The following is a 16,318-nucleotide window of genomic DNA, read 5'->3' as shown; positions in this document are numbered from 1 at the left end:
CTCCTCACGCCTCGACCGGTCGCCCGGCGCCGCCGTCCAGCACCACCTCGACACCCGCCCGCACCGGGCCCTCCGCCGGGGCGCTCGACACCGCCGGCACCTGCGGCTCGACGTAGCGCGGTGTCGTGCCGCCGGTGTGCTCCGGCATCGCCTGTTCCACGTACTCACAGAGCAGATGGCTGGAGACCAGGTGCAACTCCTGCACGACCTGGCTGTCCGACGACTCCACCGCGAGCACCTCGTGACAGGCGTCGGCCAGCGGATTCGGGGCCGGTCCGGTGAAGGCCCAGCACCGCAGCCCGGCTTCCCGCCCCGCCCGGGCCGCGGCGAGCAGGTTGCCGCTGCCACCGCTGGTGGACAGCAGCAGCAGTACGTCGTCGGGCCGACCGTGCGCCCGGACCTGGCGGGCGAAGACCTCGTCGTAGCCGTAGTCGTTGCCGATCGCGGTCAACGCCGAGGTCTCGGCGTGCAGGGCGATCGCCGACAGGGGTTGACGGTCGTCGCGCAACTTGCCGACCAGTTCGGCGGTCAGGTGTTGCGCCTCGGCGGCGCTGCCGCCGTTGCCGGCCACCAGCAGCCGACCACCGGCGGTGAGTCGCTGCGCCAGCGTCGCACCCCACCGGGCGAGCAGCGGCTCACACCGCTGGTACGGCGGCAGCGCCGCAGCCAGGTTCGCCAGGTGCCGCTCCAGCAGGGTGGCCGCCGGCATCAGGCCACCACCCGGGTCGGCCGACGTACGGCGACCACCTCGGCGTACACCTCGGCGATCCGCTCGGCGGTGACGGTCCACGAGTAGTGCTGCCGGGCCCGGGCCCGCGCCGCACCGGCGTAGGCGAACCGGCGGATCCGGTCGTCGAGCAGCCGGCGCAGCGCCTCACCCAGCGCCCGGGGATCGCGGGCCGGCACCAGATCCCCGGTCACCCCGTCGACCACGGTGTCCCGCAGGCCGCCGACGGCGGTAGCCACCACCGGCACCCCGCACGCCATCGCCTCCAGCGGGGTCAGGCCGAACGGCTCGTACCAGGGGGCGGCGACCAGGATGTCCGCCGAGCGGTACCAGCGACCCATCTCCTCCCGGGGCACCGCACCCACCAGCCGCACCCGGTCGGCCACCTCGCAGCTGCCCGCCAGGGCCCGCAACCGCCGGGCGTACGGGTCGGTCTCCAGCAGCCCGGCCGGCGGGCCGCCCACCACCACGCACTCCGCCTCGGGTACGTGTGCCATCGCCCGCACCACGGTCTGGAAGCCCTTGCGTTCCACCAGCCGGCCGACGGTGAGGATCCGGGGGCGGTCGGGTTCCCGCTCGGCCGTCGGTCCCAGCGGCGCGAAGGTGCCCAGGTTCACCCCGGACGGGACGACGGTCATCGCCGAGCGGGGCACCCCCATCCGGACCAGTTCCCCCACCTCGTCGCGGCACTGCGCGATGACCCGGTCGACGCAGCGGCCGAGATGCAGCTCGTAGCCGATGCGGCGGGCCGGGCTGGTGTCCTGCACGCCCTGGTGGCGGCGCTTGACCGTGCCCAACGCGTGGTACGTCTGCACCACCGGTATCCCGAGGGCCCGGCCGGCCTGGAGGGCGGCCAGTCCGCTCATCCAGAAGTGCGCGTGGATCACCTCGGGCGTCCAGTCGCCGCCGCGCCAGCGGTCCACCAGCCACGCGCCGAACGGTCGCATGTGCGGCAGCAGCGCGTCCTTGGCCACCGGTTCGGCCGGGCCGGCCGGCACGTGCACCACGTCGTAGCCGTCCGGACTGCGGACCAGCACCGGCAGGTCGACCGCGTCGCGCCGGGTGTAGACCCGTACGTCGTGCCCGGCGGCGGCGAGCGCGGCGGACAGCTCCGCGACGTGCGTGTTCTGGCCGCCGGCGTCCTCACCGCCCAGGATGGCGAGCGGGCTGGCGTGCTCCGAGATCATCGCTATCCGCATACTTCCTCCTCCAGCAGCCGGTCCCAGTCGGCGAGGAATCGGTCGAGGCCGTAGCGCTCCCTGGCCGCGGCACGGGCCGCGAGGCCCGCTCGGCGGGCCTGCTGCGGCTGCGCCACGAACCGGTCGGCGGCCGCGAGCAGGGTGTCGACCCGGGTGGACAGCGCACCGGCGTCCGGCGGCACCGCCATCGCCGCCTCGGTGGTGGCCAGCGCCACCACCGGCATGCCGATGCTCATCGCCTCGATCAGGCTCAGCCCGAGCGAGGTCCACCGGCACAGGTGCAGGTACGCCCGGCGGCGCGCCAACTCGGCGTGCATCCGGTGCTGCGGCACGTCGTCGTGGCTCATCAGCCGGTCGGCGGGCAGCCCGAGGTAATCGGCCAGCCCGGCCACCTTCATGCCGAAGACGTCCAGCGGGGCGATCTCGGCGAACCGGGGCAGCAGGTCGGTGCCGGTGACCCGCCAGCGGCGTACCGGCTCGTTGATCACGACGGCGAGTCGGTCCAGCTCACCGGTGTACTCCACCGCCGGGGGCACGATGCCGTGGTCGACGACGGTGGTCCGGGTCGCCCCGGTGTCCCAGAAGAGTTCGTTGAACGCGGTCACGTGCGCGATCAGCAGGTCGTCCCGGTCGGCCATCGGGTGGCGGCTGTGCGGGACGTCGCCGTCCTTGGGGGTGTTGTGCTCCACGTAGATCGCCGGCAGGTCCCGGCCGGGGCGGCGGCCCAGCCACTCGGTCGCCAGGTCCAGCTCCTCGGGGCGTTGCAGGATGACCACGTCCACCTCGGCGTCGCGCAGCTGCTCCGGGCTCACCTCGGTCGCGCTCTCCGGCCAGGTGTACGTGCGGGCGCGGCCCAGGCCGTACGGACCCCGGTCCGGGGTGGCCGGCACCAGGTAACGGTGTTTGCCGTGCACGAAGGAGGTGGTCCAGGAGCCGTGCACGTGCCACAGCAGGATGTTCATCGGCCACTCCCACCGCTCGGCACGGCCAGCAACCGCAGGGCGGTCAGGACCGCTTCGGGTTCGACCCGGCTCAAGCAGGGATGCCCGGGTACGGGACAACGCGCGGCCCGGGTGTCGCGACACGCGGCGGTGGCGTCGCCGAGGCGTACCGTCGGCACCCGCCAGGGTCCCCACTGGCCGAACGGGACGGTGGGCGCGAAGAGGCTGACCACCGGCACCTCGTGGGCGGCGGCCAGGTGCGCCGGGCCGGTGTTGCCCACCACGACCGCGCCGGCTGCCGCGACGACCCCGGACAACTCGGCCAGCCCGGTCCGGCCGCCCAGGTCCACGGCGTGGGCGCCGGCCACCCGGGCGGTCAGGTCGCGTTCCTGCGGGCCGCCGGTGACCACCACCCGGTGGCCGGCGTCGACCAGTTCTCGGGAGATCCGTTCGGCCAGCTCCGGTGGGCAGCCCCGGGCCTGGGCCGCCGAGCCGGGGTGCAGCACCACGTACCCCGGTTCGCCGGCCTCGGGTGGGGGCGGTGGCGCCGGCCGCAGCCGCAGGCGCGGCTCGTCGCCGGGCGGTAGCGGGTAGCCCGCCGCCGCGGCGAGGGACAGGGCACGCTCGGCCTCCGGCACACCGGCCGGTACCCGGTGCCGCACGTCCAGCAGCGAGCCGGGATAGTCGTCGCTGATCGCGGCGATCCGCGCGACACCGGCCATGCGCAGCAGCAACGCCAACGGCAGCGGCGACTGGTGGAAGGAGGTGAAGACGACCGCCTCGTCGGCGGCGACCGCGGCGAGCCGGGCGATCAGCGTGGTCATCTCCGCCGGGTCGACGGGTCCGGGCGCGGGGTCGATCCACGGCAGCCGGTGTTCGATCACCTCGTCGACGCCGGGCAGCAGGTCGGCGGCGGCCCGACCATGCGGACCGCAGAGCAGCACCACCCGGTCCGCGCCGGCGGCCACCGCCCGGATGCCCGGCCCGGTCACCAGCACGTCGCCCGCCGAATCGGAGCGGACCACCAGCACGGTCCGTTCTGCCTCGACGCGGGTGGCGGTCGTCGCCGGTGTCAGCGCCTGCTGGCGGCGCAGGATCTCCGCGACCGCCGACGGCAGGTCGTCGGCCACCCAGGGCGCCGCGGCGATCTCCTCGGTCCGGGTGACCGGCGTCGGCACCAGGATGCCTGCCGCACCGGCGGCCAGCGCCGCCGTGATGTCCCGCCCGATGTCACCGATCAGCGCGCACCGGGCCGGTACGGTGCCCAGCGCCTCGGCGGCGGCGTGCACCAGACCCGGTGCCGGCTTGCGGCAGGCGCAGCCGTCGCCATCGTCGTGCGGGCACACCTGCCAGCTGTCGAAGGGCCCCAACAGTTCCTCGACCCGGCGGTGCACCCGGTCCAGTTGCGCCTCGGTGAACAGGCCCCGGGCCAGCCCGGACTGGTTGGTCACCACGGCGAGTTTCAGACCGGCGGCACGCAGTCGGTCCAGCGCCGCGCGGGCGCCGGGCATGGCCCGCACCTTGTCCGGATCACCGTTGTACGGCACGTCCTCGATCAGGGTGCCGTCGCGGTCCAGCAGCACCGCGTCGAACAGCGGGGATTCGCGACCGACCGGTCCCGCGCCGGCCAGCACCCCGGCTGACCTGCGCTTATCCGGTTCCCCACGGTCCCCTCGCACGGGCGGCGGGTTCCCGACGCCCCGAGGAGTAAACGTCGACTGCGACGCGGCGGACGGATGCCGCGCGTCGGCGGCCTGCTGGGCGCCGCCAGCGGTGGCCTTACCCGTCGCCCCGGAGAAGCTAACCCGGGTGCGGTTAGCCGGCGACGCCGGCGGGGTACGGGCAACCGGTGGCGATCGTGCAGCAAGTGATCAAGGCCCCGGTCCAGCAGGTCTGGGCGGTCCTCGCGGACGGATGGACCTACAGCGACTGGGTGGTCGGCACCGCCCACATGCGCAACGTGGACGACGGCTGGCCCGCCGTCGGCACCCGCCTGCATCACCGCGCCGGTCCCTGGCCGTTCTCGCTGGAGGACTCCTCCCTGGTGTTGGAGTGCGAGCCGGAACGCAAGCTGGTGCTGCGGGTGAAGCTCTGGCCCGCCGGTGAGGCGATCGTGGTGTTCGCCCTGGAACCGGTCGGTCCGGACGCCACCCGGGTGTCGCTGGGCGAGGACTTCGCCGCCGGCCCGCTGCGCTGGGTGCGCAACAAGCTCAACGACCTGGTGCTGCACCAGCGCAACAAGGAAACGCTCAACCGGCTCTCCGACATCGCCCGCCGGCAGAAGACCCCGGACTGATCCGGCGTCGACCGACCGCGTGCCGGCAGACCGGCCGACACCGGGCGGGGGAGCCATTTCGCCCCGGAAGGGGCAAGTAGCTACTCTCTGAGAGACCCTGTTCGCAGACCGAGGATGTCCCCCATGATCGAACCCGTCCAGTTGCCCTCGCCGTGGCGGGACGCGCGCCTGACTGTCGTGGTGCCGACCTACAACGAGGCCGGCAACCTGCCGACGCTGGTCGAGCGGCTCCTGGCGCTGCCACTGCCCGGCCTGAAGGTGCTGGTCGCCGACGACAACTCGCCGGACGGCACCGGCGACGTGGCGGACAAGCTGGCCATCGAGCACCCCGAGCGGGTCGAGGTGGTGCACCGGCCGGGCAAGGAGGGGCTCGGGCGCGCGTACGTGGACGGGATCAGTCGGGCCCTCGACGGTGGGGCGGAGTACGTGGCCCAGATGGACGCCGACCTGTCGCATCCGCCGGAGGCGCTGCCCGGCATGCTCGGCGCCCTGCTGTCCACCCAGGCCGGCGTGGTGATCGGATCGCGGTACGTCCCCGGTGGCGAACTGGACGAGAACTGGCCGCTGTACCGGCGGGCGCTGAGCGGCTGGGCGAATCTGTACGTGCACACCCTGCTGCGGGTACGCATCCGGGACCTGACCGCCGGCTTCAAGATCTGGCGGGCCGACGCGCTGCGCGACATCGGGTTGGAGCGGGTCCAGTCCAACGGCTACAGCTTCCAGGTCGAGATGCACTACCTCGCCACGAAGCTCGGGCACACCATCCTTGAGGTGCCGATCCGGTTCGAGGAGCGGCGGGACGGCATCTCGAAGATGACCACGGCCACCAAGATCGAAAGTGCGCTGATGCCGTTCAAGCTGCGCACCCGGCATCGCCACATCGAGCGCTGACCCGGGTCAGCGGTAGATCGCGCGGTGCGCGGTGCGTACCGCGCCGTGGTAGAGGTCGCCGGTGAGCACGCCGTCGCGGGCCAGCGCGGCCCGGGCGGCGTTCGCGCCCGGCGCGCCGTGCACCCCGCCGCCCGGGTGCGCCGACGAACTGGCCAGGAAGAGCCGGTCCACGGGCGTGTCGGCCCGGCCCAGGCCGGGGATCGGGCGCAGGAACAGCTGCTGGTACGGCGCGGCGGTGCCGCCGCCGAGCGCCCCGCCGACCAGGCTCGGGTTGGCCTGCTCCAACTCGGCCGGTCCGGCCACGTGCCGGCCGACGACCAGTTGCCGGAAGCCGGGGGCGGCGGCCTCCAGCACCTCCTCCATCCGCTCCACGTGCGTCATCAGTTCCTCGGCCCGCCAGTCCTGCCGGAACGGCAGGTGGGTGTACGACCAGAGGGACTCGGTGCCCGGCGGGGAGTGGCTGGGGTCGGCCACCGACATCTGCCCGAGCAGCAGGAACGGATCACGCGGCAGGTCGCCACGGGCCAGGTCGGCGGCGTACCCGGTCAGCCCACCGAGATCGGCGCCGAGGTGCACGGTGCCGGCGGTGGACAGCCGCGGGTTGCGCCACGGCATCGGGCCGGACAGCGCCCAGTCCACCTTGAGCGTCGAGCCGTCCCAGCGGAAGTGTTCCAGGTCCGCCACCAGCCGGGGCGGTAGCGCCGAGGCCCCGACCAGGTCGAGGTAGAGCGCGGGCGCGGGCACGTCGGCCAGCACCGCCCGGCGGGCCTGCCACAACCGTCCACCCACCGTGCGTACGCCCACCGCCCGTCCCCGGGCGATCAGCACCCGATCCGCGCGGGCACCGTAGCTGATCCGGCCGCCCCGCTCGGTCAGCCGGTCCACCAGCGCGTCGGTGATCTTCTGCGCCCCGCCGACCGGCACCGGCCAGCCGACCTGCTGCCCGAGCATCGCCAGCAGCCAGCCGTACACCCCCGAGCCGGCCTCCTCGGGGGACAGGTCGGTGTGCAGGGCGCAGCCCGCGAGCAGCGCGGTGCCGCCGTCACCGGCGAACAGTTCCGCACCGAGGCGACGTACCGGCAGCACCATCCGCCGGGCCAGCCGCAGCGCGCCACCGACCCGCAGCCGACGCAGCAGGTCCAGCCCACCGCGTACCGGTGGGAACGGCGTGGTGATCACGTCGATCATCGGGGCGGCGACCTGCCGCCACTGCTCGTACGCGGTCAGCCAGCGCTGCCCGTCACCGGGCGCGAACTCCTCCAGGGAGGCCGCGGTGACCGCCGGATCGCGGTTGAGCAGTGCCGCCCGCCCGTCGGGAAACAGGTGCGCCAGCACGTCCGGGGCGTGTCGCCAGACCAGCCCGTGGCGCGGCAGGTCCAGGTCCCGCAGCACCGGCGAGACGTAGCCGAGCGGGTAGAAGGAGCTGTAGAGGTCGCTCAGGTAGCCCGGTGCGGTGACCTGGGCCGACCGCACCGCCCCGCCGGGCACCTGGGTCGCCTCCAGCACCAGGACGTCCCAGCCGGCGTCGGCGAGCAGATTGGCGGCGACCAGTCCGTTGTGTCCCGCTCCGATGACGACGGCGTCCGCCCGCTCGGAACCGGTGGAACCCGGCGAAATCATCCACCGACGCTACCCCGCGGCCAACCGGACGAAACGTTTGCCGGCCCCGACGTCGGGCATCCAGCGCCCATGTACACGGTTGCGCAGCTGATCGGCGGGGTGTGGGGGGCCGGCGGGGACGACGGCGAGTTCGTGGTCTGCGACCCGTCCGACGGCAGCCGGGTGAGCACCGCGCCGATCGCGATCGCCGACGAGGTGGGCAAGGCCGTGGCGGCGGCCCGGGAGGTGACCGCGCAGTGGGCGGCGACCGCACCGGCGGAACGGGCGGCGGCGCTGCACCGCGCCGCCGACGCGGTGGCCGAGGCCGCCGACGAACTCGCGCAGGCCACCACGGCGGAGATGGGCAAGCCGCTGGCCGACGCCCGGGGCGGAGTCGACGCCGGCATCGGCACCCTGCGCCAGTACGCCGAACTGGCCGCGACGCGTGGTGGGCGTACCCTGCACGGCGATCCCGCCGCTCTCGACTTCATGGCCCCCGAGCCACGCGGGGTGGTCGCCGTGATCACCCCGTGGAACGATCCGGTGGCGGTGGCCTGTGGGCTGCTCGGCGCGGCCCTGGTCACCGGCAACGTGGTGCTGCACAAGCCGAGCGAACGGACCCCGGCGACCGGGTGGCTGCTGGCCCGGGCGTTCGACACCGCGCTGCCGGCCGGGGTGTTGTCGCTGCTCACCGGCGGGCCGGAGACGGGCGCGGCGCTGGCCGCCGCCGAGGTGGACGTGGTGGCGCACGTCGGCTCCACCGCCACCGGCCGGGCCATCGCCGCGGCTGCCGCGGCCGGCGGCGCCAAGGTGCTGCTGGAGAACGGGGGCAGCGACCCGCTGATCGTCGACGCCGACGTCGACCCGGTCTGGGCGGCCGGTCAGGCGGCGCAGGGCGCGTTCGCCAACGCGGGGCAGATCTGCGTCGCCGTGGAACGGATCTACGTCCATCGGGACATCGCGGAGGACTTCGTCGACGCACTCGTCGAACGGGCTGCGGCACTGCGCGTCGGGCCGGGCCGCGACCCGGACACCGAACTCGGCCCGCTTGTCGACCGGCGGCACCGTGACCAGGTGCACGGGCAGGTCACCGCGGCGGCGGCCGACGGTGCCCGGATCCGGGTCGGCGGCACGCTGCCCGAGGGCCCCGGCGCCTTCTATCCCGCCACGGTGGTCGACAACTGTCGGCACGACCTGACGCTGGTCCGGGAGGAGACCTTCGGGCCGGTCGCGCCGGTGGTGGTGGTCGACTCGTTCAGCGAGGCGCTGCGGTGTGCGGCCGACTCGCCGTACGGGCTGGCCGCCACGGTGCTGACCGGGTCGATGAGCCACGCCCAGCGGGCCTGGCGGGAGTTGCCGGTCGGCACCGTCAAGGTGAACGCGGTCTTCGGCGGCGCCCCCGCCGGTGCCGCCCATCCCCGTCGGGGCAGTGGTCAGGGCTTCGGCTACGGGCCGGAACTGCTCGACGAGTTCACCGCGATGAAGGCGGTGCACATCGAGGCGCCCGGCGGCGGGCACTGGTGAGCGCGAGGGTCCCGGTCGCGGGCGTACCCCTGCGACCGGAACCCTCGACGTCAGCTCAGTCGCCGCGGGCCTTGCGGGTCTGCCGGTCGTTGGCCTTCTCGATGGCCTTGACCAGTTCCGGCTTGGTCATGCTCGATCGGCCCCGCACGTCCAGCTTGCGGGCCACCTCCAGGAGGTGGTCCTTGGGGGCGTTGGCGTCCACCCCACCGGCCGTGGGTGCCCGCCGCTGCGGGCCGCCACCTGCGGCCTGCGCGTCGCTGGGGCCCTTGCGGCCCTTGGGCTCCCAGTGGTCGCCCACCTTCTCGAACTGGTGCTTCACCGCGGCGAAGGCGGTACGGTGCGCCCGCTCGCCCTCGCCGTAGGTCTCGACGGCGGAATCGTGCGTCTTCTCCCAGGTGCGCTGGGCCTTCTCCGGGGAGCGCCGCAGCGTGCTGGGCAGTACCTCGCGCCCGGGCATCTCGTCCTCCTGTCGTCTGCGAGCGTTCCTACTGGCGTCCCCGTTGCCGCAGCCGGTAAACGGGCGAGCGGTTTGCCGACGGCTGAGGCCGGGTACCGGCCGGGCCACCCGAACCGGGTCGCGAACTGCGAGGGAGCGGTGATGACCACGACGAACTCCGACGTCCCGCCGGCCGACGGTCGCACCGCCGGGCTGCCCCGCCGGATCCGCCAACTGAGCTGGCCGACCTGGCGTGGCGTGCTGATCCGCAGCGGCCGCAACTTCCTGCGGGACAACTGCACGGACTGGGCTGCCGCGCTCACCTACTACGGGGTGCTCGCGCTGTTTCCGTCCACCGTCGTGGTGGTCGCCCTGGTCGGTCTCGTCTCTGACGGCGAACGCACCGTCGACACCGTCCTGGACCTGGCCCGTGGCGTCGGCGCCGGTGATGTGGTGGGCAACGAGAGCTTCGTCGGGGTGGTTCGGGCGCTGGTGGACCAGAACAGTTCGGCCAGGGTCCTGCTCAGCTTCGGCCTGTTCGGTGCTCTCTGGTCGGCGTCGAACTTCATCGCGTCGTTCACCCGTGCCTCGAACGCGATCTACGGGGTGATCGAGGGCCGGCCGATGTGGCGGTTGCGTCCGATGCAGATCGGGCTTGCCGCCCTGTCGCTGGTCCTGATCGCCACGGTGGCCGCCGGTCTGATCGTCAGCGGCCCGGTCGCGGACGCGGTCGGTGACCTGATCGGTGCCGGTGGCGCGGCTCGTACGGCCTGGGCAGTGGCCAAGTGGCCGGCCCTGGCGATGATCGCGATGCTGCTGCTGTCCCTGCTGTTCTGGGTCGCGCCGAACGTGCGCCAGCCCCGCTTCCGCTGGCTCACCCCGGGCGGCGTGGTGGCCCTGCTCGCCTGGATGATCTCCTCCTTCGGCTTCGGCCTGTACGTGGCGAACTTCGGCTCGTACGACGCCACCTACGGCAGCCTCGGCGCGGTCATCGCGTTCCTGGTCTGGCTCTTCCTGTCCAACTCGGCGCTGATGCTCGGCGTCCAGATCAACGCCGAACTCCAGCGCGGTCGGGTGATCCAGTCCGGTGCGAACGACACCACCGAACCGGTGTTGCCGCCCCGCTCACCGGCCGGTTCGTGACTGCTTGCCGGGTTTACCACTCACCGTGGCGGGTAGCGCAGAAGGCATGGATCGCGGCAACAGCAAGCACGCACCGAGAGTCGACGAGCAGATGAGCCAGGAGGTCAACGGCCTGGTACAGGGGCCGGGGACCGGTGGCTCGCGGGTCGACGAGTCCCGGGTGCCGGAACCCGCCGGGGAAGACCAGCCGGAGGCGACCACCGCCCCCGGCGGTGACCTGCGCAGCGGCACCCCACAGGGGATGACCTCCGAGGACGTCGAGGCGCGAAGTCGGCTCGGGCGGTTCATCACGATGACCGCCCTGCCCGGCGACCGGGCCGCGTTGCTCGCCAACGCGCGGGAGAACGAGGCACCCGACGACGTGATCGCCGCGCTGGAGCGTCTGCCCGACGGCACCCGGTACCAGACGGTGTCCGAGGTGTGGGCGGCGTTGGGGCACAAGAACGAGACGACGCGCTGGTGAGACGGGCCGTCCAGGCCCGTCGCCCCCGCCGGCGCAGGGAGGGATGCTGATGAGTGGCGTAACCGAACATGTCGACGTGGCCGTCCCGGTGCGGACGGCGTACGACCAGTGGACCCAGTTCGAGGAATTCCCCCACTTCATGGAGGGCGTGGAGTCCGTACGCCAACTGTCCGACACGATGACCCACTGGACCGTGGAGATCGCCGGGGTCAAGCGGGAGTTCGACGCCGAGATCACCGAGCAGCTGCCCGACGAGCGGGTGGCGTGGCGCTCGACCGGCGGCACCCAGCACGCCGGGGTGGTGACCTTCCACCGGCTCGACGAGCACAGCAGCCGGGTCAGCCTGCAACTGGAGTTCGACCCGCACGGCGTCATCGAGCAGGCCGGCGACAAGCTCGGCGTGGTCGACCGGCGGGCCAAGGGTGATCTGCAGCGGTTCAAGCAGTTCATCGAACGACGCGGGCAGGAGACCGGCGCCTGGCGCGGCAAGGTCGACCGACCGCAGCCCTGAGCATGATCTCGTCGACGGCCGCCGGTGTCCCCACCGGCGGCCGTCGCCGTGCACGGCGCACCGTCGGTCGCCGGGCCGGCTGGGCACCGTCGGTGCACGGCTCGGGCCGCGGGTGGCCGCTCCCGTTTGCGGCGACCCGGCGGGGGTACGGCTCAAGGCATGACGGACGACAGGACGTGGCGCAAAGAGGAGCGGCTCTCGCTGGAGGAGTTGGACCGGGCCGTGGCCCGCAACACGCTCGACGGGCAGGCCGATGACGTGACCGCCAACGACGCCGGTGAGGAGGCCGCCTTCGGGCACGGCCCGGAGCCGGCCGACCGCGGTCGGGTCGTGCCCGGCAGCGACCTGGAGCCGACCGACCCGGAGCGGGGTTACCGCCCGTCGACCACCGGCCGGACCGGACCCGACACCATGTGACGCCCGCCCCGACCGGGGCGGTGAGGCGCTGGCCGGACGGTCGGAAATCCGGACAGCTCGGCCAGAATCGGCCGTTCGGCTGACGGCAACGCCCTCGATGCGCGTAAGACTTTCGGAATGCATCAGGGCTCCGGCTTCCTCACCACGCGTCAGCGCCGCCTGGCATGGATCGGCTTCCTCCTCGCCGCCGTGCAGGCACCCGTCTCCGCCCGGCTGGTCGCGGACAGCTCCTGGCTGTTCAGCCTCTGCGTCGCGCTGATGGTGGCCACTGTGATCATCGCCGACGACGCCGCCCGCCGACGCCCGCTCGTCCGACTGACTTCACCGCCGACGGCCCGGCTCGCCGGGTCGTCGGCGCTGTGTGATCGGTCACCCCGGCCGAGGGTCGGGTTCGCTCGGTGACGTTGCCCGCTGGTCCGTTTCGTGCCTTGCTGAGGGCTGGTGCACCATCCGCGGCGGCGTGGGCTGCCCGGTCCGCACCGACTCGGAACGCGCGGACAGCCGACGGCGACCAGCGGTGGATGCGCCGGCCAACCGAGTGGACGAGGACGCTACCGGTCCGGGTTGGTTAGATTCGTTCCCCATGCGCGTGCCCCCGAACGAGGTTCCCACCTCCACTGCTGTCGACGCTACGCGAACCACCCTCGTGGGGCTCGCCAACGCCGTCGGGCTCGACGGGTTGGCCGCCGCCAACCAGCTGCCCGGGCTGCTCGCGGTCGTCGATCAGCACGCCGCCGCCGTACGCGACAGCCTGCACGGTGACCAGCGCCCGTTGACCGCCGCCGCGCTCGCCGGCTACGCCGAGGGCGTACGCGCCGCAGCCGACGAACACGGGTGGCAGCCGCCCACGGATCCGATCGACTGGTCGGAGGCCGACTGGGTGCTGGTGCGCCTGCTCGCCGTCTGCGCGCTGACCGCCGCCCTCGACACCCCGGCCCCGCAGCCGCCGCCGTTGTGACGGCAACGGGTGCCCGCCGTCGGCGGACACCCGTTGCGACCTGCTGCCGTGCTCACCGGCGAAACTGCTGCGTTTCGTCACTCGCGGCCCCGGACTGGTGGGTCGCCCGGCCACCGGCCATCGCCTGACTCCGCTCGGCACCGGCCCGGTCGGCCATCTGCCGCTGGGTGTCGCCGCGACCGGCCGCAGCGCCCTGCCGCTGTTCACGAACGGCCCGTGACTCGTCAGCGATCCGGCGCAGCCAGTCCTCCCAGCGGTTCTGCATCGGCTTGACGAGACCACCACCGACGCCGATGATCAGAATGCCGGCCACCGTGGCGAGCACCGCGATGAGCACCGGCGTCGTGACGGTGGTGGCGATGCCCACCTGGTTGAGCGCCGCGATCACACCCAGGGCGATCACGAAGAAGGCCGTCACGTCGGCCAGCACCTTGCCGTACGACAGGCCGCCCAGGAACCCGCTGACGATGTCCCGTACGGCGTTGGCGATCGCGAAGGCGATCACCACGATGACGATCGCGACGAACGCGCGTGGCAACCAGGCCACCACACCCGAGATCAGGTTGCTGATCGCGTTGGGTCCCCAGACCCCGAACGCGAACTGCAACGTGAACAGCAGCACGGCGTAGTACGCCAGCTTCGCCAGGATGTCACTGGCGTCGTACTTCGTTCGTTCCAGTGCTCGTTTGATGCCACCTCGTTCGACCGCCCGGTCGAACCCCACCCGTTCCAGCGCCGCGTCAACGATCTTGAGCACGGCTCTGGCGATGAGCCATCCGACCACCAGGATCGCGATGAACGCGATGGCCCTCGGTACGAACAGCAGCACCGACCTCCACATGTCAGCCACGGCATTGCCGATGTCGACCTGCCTGGCCGCGAAGGTTTCCGGCATGATGTCCCTCCTGTCGCATGGTCTGCCCCGCGCGCTTACCCCTTCGCTCGGACGGCACGCCGCGCCGATCGCCTCCTTTTTCTCGACAGATCGCCACAGGATTGCTCTGAACTGGACTTATGTCCCGAGCCTCGGGGATCGCGGCGCATGATCGAAACACTGTTCGGCTCGCCGGACTAGGCTGCTGTCATGCCAGGAACGGTCGGGCGAGTCCCCACGCCAGCAGGCAGCGTCCCGAGCGCGCGGATGCCTGGCGTCACCGGCATGGTCAGCCGCCATCAGTGGAGCGGCAGCAGGCTCGGCCCCCCGGAATACTGGGACCTGGCCGTACGGGCCGCCGCCGAGATCGTGCTCGCCTCGCCGGCACCGATGGTGCTGCACCTGAGCGACGAGTTCTTCCTGCTCTACAACGACGCGTACGCCGAACTGATCGGCGACAAGCACCCCCAGGCCCTCGGACAGCCCGCGCCGCAGGTCTTCGCGGACATCTGGCCGATGCCGGGCATCGGTGACGTGGTGGAGCACACCTACCGCACCGGCGAGCCGTTCCTGGAACGGGAGATGACCCTGCCGCTGCGCCGGGCCAACGGGCAACTCGACCAGGTGGTGTACGTACGGGCCTGCTCCCCGGTGCGGGACAGCCGGGGCCGCATCGTCGGTGTGCTGTCCGTGATCACCGAGACCAACCCGGCGATCCGGCAGTTGCAGGGGATCAGCGAACTCGCCGCGGCGCTGTCCGGCACCCTCACCCTCGACGACGTGGCCCGGGTCGCGCTGCGCTACGCGATCACCTCGTTCGACGCCGACCGGGTCTCCTTCGCGGTGGACGACGGTGGCGGCTGGCGGCTCGCCCGACGGGTGCGGGGCGAGTTGGTGGACGAGGCCGACGAGCGGCTCCCGCCGCTGTGGCGGCGCGGGCCGGCGGACTGGCCGGCCCCGGCAGTGGTCAGCGCCCGCACCGGGCGGGCCAGCTACACCGACGACGGCGAGCCCCTGCGCGAGGTCGCCGCCGACCGTCACGACCAGAAGATCCGATCCCTGGCCACGGTGCCGTTGAGCGCCGCCGTGGTACGCGGTGCCCTCACCGTCGGCTACCGCTCCCCGCACAGCTGGTCCGCGCAGGAGCGGGTGTTGCTGGCGGCGTCGGCCGAGTTGGTCGGTCAGGCCACCGAGCGGGCCCGCCGCTTCGAGACCCAGCACGGTACGGCCCAGTTGTTGCAGCGCAGCATGCTGCCGGAGAATCTGCCGGGCCTGCCCCGGCTGCGGATCGCGGCGCGCTACGACCCGGGCGTGGACGGCAACGCCGCAGGTGGCGACTTCTACGACGCCTTCGTGCTGCCCACCGGTGAGCTGGGCGTGGTGCTCGGTGACGTCGCCGGACACGACGTGCAGGCCGCGGCCCGGATGGGTCAGGTACGCGCGGCCCTGCGGGCGTTGGCCCTCAACGAGCCGCGCCCGGACCAGGTGCTCGTCGGGCTCGACCGTCTGGTCAGCAGCCTGGGTGCCGAGGCCGGTACGCACGAGCTGTTCGTCACCGTGGCGTTCGGGGTCATCGACGTGGCCCGGGAACTGCTCACCCTGGCCAGCGCCGGCCATCCGGCACCGTTGATCCGGCGTTGCTCGGCCGACGGCGAGCCGCGAGCCGAGTATGTGCAGGTGCCGGCCGGCGCGCCGCTGGGCGTCGGATACCAGCCGGCGACCTGCACCGTCGCGTTCCCGCCCGGCGACACGTTACTGCTGTTCAGTGACGGCGTGGTGGAACGGCGGCGGCAGGGGCTCACGCACGGTCTGGCTCGGCTGGCCGAGTCGGTGGGCGCCGCGCACAGCGGCGACCCACGCGCGCTCTGTGCCACCGCCACCGCCGCGGTGCCCGGCGCCACCGAGGACGACGTGGCCGTGCTCGCCGTCGAGTACGCGCTGCGGCCGAGCCGGTCGGCCCGGATGGAGGTACCGGCCGAGCCGACGGCGCCGAGCCGGGTACGGCACTGGATGACCGCCCAGCTCACCGAGTGGCAGGTGGCCGAGTCGGTGATCGGCGCGGCGGTGCTGTGCACCAGTGAGTTGACCACCAACGCCCTGCTGCACGCCGGCACGGCGGCCCGGGTGGAGATCGACCTGAGCCCCGAGCGCCTGCTCGTGTCGGTGGCCGACTCGGGTTCGCGCGGCACGGTCACCCGGACCCGGACGGACACGTTGAGCAGTCGGGGCCGTGGGCTGGGCCTGATCGAGGAGTTGAGCGACGCCTGGGGCACCGATCCCACCGTGCGGGGCTCGACCGTCTGGTTCGAGATCCTCACCCCGCCGCAGTAGGGCTTTCA

17 protein-coding genes are annotated in these 16,318 nt (G+C 73.0%); 10 read left to right on the top strand and 7 right to left on the bottom strand.

From position 1 onward, the window contains the following. Positions 1-4: 4 nt before the first annotated feature. From VAB18032_RS09790 to VAB18032_RS09775, 4 genes are read right to left on the bottom strand one after another with little or no spacing between them, the layout of a single operon-like run. Positions 5-709 (bottom strand): D-sedoheptulose-7-phosphate isomerase, encoded by a 705-nt coding sequence (locus VAB18032_RS09790; RefSeq protein ID WP_013732648.1) that lies wholly within the window; start codon positions 707-709, stop codon positions 5-7. Next, complete coding sequence (locus VAB18032_RS09785; RefSeq protein WP_043720253.1) at positions 709-1,926, bottom strand: glycosyltransferase; 1,218 nt, start codon at positions 1,924-1,926, stop codon at positions 709-711. Before VAB18032_RS09785 ends, VAB18032_RS09790 begins: the two co-directional genes overlap by 1 nt. Next, positions 1,917-2,888 (bottom strand): glycosyltransferase family protein, encoded by a 972-nt coding sequence (locus tag VAB18032_RS09780; RefSeq protein WP_013732646.1) that lies wholly within the window; start codon positions 2,886-2,888, stop codon positions 1,917-1,919. Before VAB18032_RS09780 ends, VAB18032_RS09785 begins: the two co-directional genes overlap by 10 nt. Further along, a complete protein-coding gene (locus VAB18032_RS09775) occupies positions 2,885-4,501 on the bottom strand; it encodes an HAD-IIIA family hydrolase (protein WP_013732645.1) in 1,617 nt (538 codons plus the stop codon). Before VAB18032_RS09775 ends, VAB18032_RS09780 begins: the two co-directional genes overlap by 4 nt. Before the next feature lie 233 nt (positions 4,502-4,734). Between VAB18032_RS09775 and VAB18032_RS09770 the strand changes: the two genes are divergently transcribed. After that, positions 4,735-5,163, top strand: coding sequence for an SRPBCC family protein (locus VAB18032_RS09770; protein WP_342341542.1), 429 nt, complete (start codon positions 4,735-4,737; stop codon positions 5,161-5,163). Positions 5,164-5,286: 123 nt separating this feature from the next. After that, a complete protein-coding gene (locus VAB18032_RS09765; RefSeq protein ID WP_013732643.1) occupies positions 5,287-6,054 on the top strand; it encodes a polyprenol monophosphomannose synthase in 768 nt (255 codons plus the stop codon). Between the two features lie 6 nt (positions 6,055-6,060). On the opposite strand, the gene VAB18032_RS09760 is transcribed toward VAB18032_RS09765, so the two are convergent. Further along, complete coding sequence (locus VAB18032_RS09760) at positions 6,061-7,674, bottom strand: phytoene desaturase family protein (protein ID WP_013732642.1); 1,614 nt, start codon at positions 7,672-7,674, stop codon at positions 6,061-6,063. Between the two features lie 69 nt (positions 7,675-7,743). On the opposite strand from VAB18032_RS09760, the gene VAB18032_RS09755 reads away from it, so the two are divergent. Further along, the gene (locus tag VAB18032_RS09755; protein WP_013732641.1) at positions 7,744-9,177 is read left to right on the top strand and encodes an aldehyde dehydrogenase family protein; all 1,434 of its coding nucleotides are present in this window, start codon (positions 7,744-7,746) and stop codon (positions 9,175-9,177) included. A gap of 55 nt (positions 9,178-9,232) precedes the next feature. Here VAB18032_RS09755 and VAB18032_RS09750 read toward each other — a convergent pair whose 3' ends face one another. Then, positions 9,233-9,634, bottom strand: coding sequence for a ChaB family protein (locus VAB18032_RS09750; RefSeq protein WP_013732640.1), 402 nt, complete (start codon positions 9,632-9,634; stop codon positions 9,233-9,235). A gap of 141 nt (positions 9,635-9,775) precedes the next feature. Between VAB18032_RS09750 and VAB18032_RS09745 the strand changes: the two genes are divergently transcribed. The 6 genes from VAB18032_RS09745 (at position 9,776) to VAB18032_RS09720 (ending at position 13,105) form a co-directional block, all read left to right on the top strand. Further along, a complete protein-coding gene (locus VAB18032_RS09745; protein WP_013732639.1) occupies positions 9,776-10,756 on the top strand; it encodes a YihY/virulence factor BrkB family protein in 981 nt (326 codons plus the stop codon). Positions 10,757-10,802: 46 nt separating this feature from the next. Further along, positions 10,803-11,219 (top strand): DUF2795 domain-containing protein, encoded by a 417-nt coding sequence (locus tag VAB18032_RS09740; RefSeq protein WP_013732638.1) that lies wholly within the window; start codon positions 10,803-10,805, stop codon positions 11,217-11,219. A 49-nt stretch (positions 11,220-11,268) separates the two neighbouring features. Then, a complete protein-coding gene (locus tag VAB18032_RS09735; protein WP_013732637.1) occupies positions 11,269-11,730 on the top strand; it encodes an SRPBCC family protein in 462 nt (153 codons plus the stop codon). A gap of 159 nt (positions 11,731-11,889) precedes the next feature. Then, a complete protein-coding gene (locus VAB18032_RS09730) occupies positions 11,890-12,147 on the top strand; it encodes a hypothetical protein (RefSeq protein WP_013732636.1) in 258 nt (85 codons plus the stop codon). 117 nt (positions 12,148-12,264) lie between these two features. After that, on the top strand, positions 12,265-12,549 hold the full coding sequence (locus VAB18032_RS09725) for a hypothetical protein (protein ID WP_013732635.1): 285 nt from the start codon (positions 12,265-12,267) through the stop codon (positions 12,547-12,549). A 181-nt stretch (positions 12,550-12,730) separates the two neighbouring features. After that, entirely contained in the window at positions 12,731-13,105 is a 375-nt protein-coding gene (locus VAB18032_RS09720) for a DUF6401 family natural product biosynthesis protein (RefSeq protein ID WP_043720247.1), read from the top strand. Positions 13,106-13,157: 52 nt separating this feature from the next. Here the strand turns inward: VAB18032_RS09720 and VAB18032_RS09715 are convergent, their stop codons facing one another. Next, positions 13,158-14,000, bottom strand: coding sequence for a mechanosensitive ion channel family protein (locus VAB18032_RS09715; protein WP_013732633.1), 843 nt, complete (start codon positions 13,998-14,000; stop codon positions 13,158-13,160). 189 nt (positions 14,001-14,189) lie between these two features. Here VAB18032_RS09715 and VAB18032_RS09710 point away from each other — a divergent pair, with 189 nt between their 5' ends. Continuing rightward, on the top strand, positions 14,190-16,310 hold the full coding sequence (locus VAB18032_RS09710; RefSeq protein WP_043720244.1) for a SpoIIE family protein phosphatase: 2,121 nt from the start codon (positions 14,190-14,192) through the stop codon (positions 16,308-16,310). The last annotated feature ends 8 nt before the right edge of the window (positions 16,311-16,318 follow it).

The sequence above is a fragment of the Micromonospora maris AB-18-032 genome, assembly GCF_000204155.1.
In the GTDB taxonomy this organism is placed as follows: Bacteria; Actinomycetota; Actinomycetes; order Mycobacteriales; family Micromonosporaceae; genus Micromonospora; species Micromonospora gifhornensis.
This window is presented reverse-complemented; position numbering and strand designations above follow the sequence as displayed.

What these genes read in the sequence shown, in the direction of transcription:
- VAB18032_RS09790 (WP_013732648.1), bottom strand. Translation starts at nt 709, where the DNA reads ATGCCGGCGGCCACCCTGCTGGAGCGGCACCTGGCGAACCTGGCTGCG.
- VAB18032_RS09785 (WP_043720253.1), bottom strand. Translation starts at nt 1,926, where the DNA reads ATGCGGATAGCGATGATCTCGGAGCACGCCAGCCCGCTCGCCATCCTG.
- VAB18032_RS09780 (WP_013732646.1), bottom strand. Translation starts at nt 2,888, where the DNA reads ATGAACATCCTGCTGTGGCACGTGCACGGCTCCTGGACCACCTCCTTC.
- VAB18032_RS09765 (WP_013732643.1), top strand. Translation starts at nt 5,287, where the DNA reads ATGATCGAACCCGTCCAGTTGCCCTCGCCGTGGCGGGACGCGCGCCTG.
- VAB18032_RS09760 (WP_013732642.1), bottom strand. Translation starts at nt 7,674, where the DNA reads ATGATTTCGCCGGGTTCCACCGGTTCCGAGCGGGCGGACGCCGTCGTC.
- VAB18032_RS09755 (WP_013732641.1), top strand. Translation starts at nt 7,744, where the DNA reads ATGTACACGGTTGCGCAGCTGATCGGCGGGGTGTGGGGGGCCGGCGGG.
- VAB18032_RS09750 (WP_013732640.1), bottom strand. Translation starts at nt 9,634, where the DNA reads ATGCCCGGGCGCGAGGTACTGCCCAGCACGCTGCGGCGCTCCCCGGAG.
- VAB18032_RS09745 (WP_013732639.1), top strand. Translation starts at nt 9,776, where the DNA reads ATGACCACGACGAACTCCGACGTCCCGCCGGCCGACGGTCGCACCGCC.
- VAB18032_RS09740 (WP_013732638.1), top strand. Translation starts at nt 10,803, where the DNA reads ATGGATCGCGGCAACAGCAAGCACGCACCGAGAGTCGACGAGCAGATG.
- VAB18032_RS09735 (WP_013732637.1), top strand. Translation starts at nt 11,269, where the DNA reads ATGAGTGGCGTAACCGAACATGTCGACGTGGCCGTCCCGGTGCGGACG.
- VAB18032_RS09730 (WP_013732636.1), top strand. Translation starts at nt 11,890, where the DNA reads ATGACGGACGACAGGACGTGGCGCAAAGAGGAGCGGCTCTCGCTGGAG.
- VAB18032_RS09725 (WP_013732635.1), top strand. Translation starts at nt 12,265, where the DNA reads ATGCATCAGGGCTCCGGCTTCCTCACCACGCGTCAGCGCCGCCTGGCA.
- VAB18032_RS09720 (WP_043720247.1), top strand. Translation starts at nt 12,731, where the DNA reads ATGCGCGTGCCCCCGAACGAGGTTCCCACCTCCACTGCTGTCGACGCT.
- VAB18032_RS09715 (WP_013732633.1), bottom strand. Translation starts at nt 14,000, where the DNA reads ATGCCGGAAACCTTCGCGGCCAGGCAGGTCGACATCGGCAATGCCGTG.
- VAB18032_RS09710 (WP_043720244.1), top strand. Translation starts at nt 14,190, where the DNA reads ATGCCAGGAACGGTCGGGCGAGTCCCCACGCCAGCAGGCAGCGTCCCG.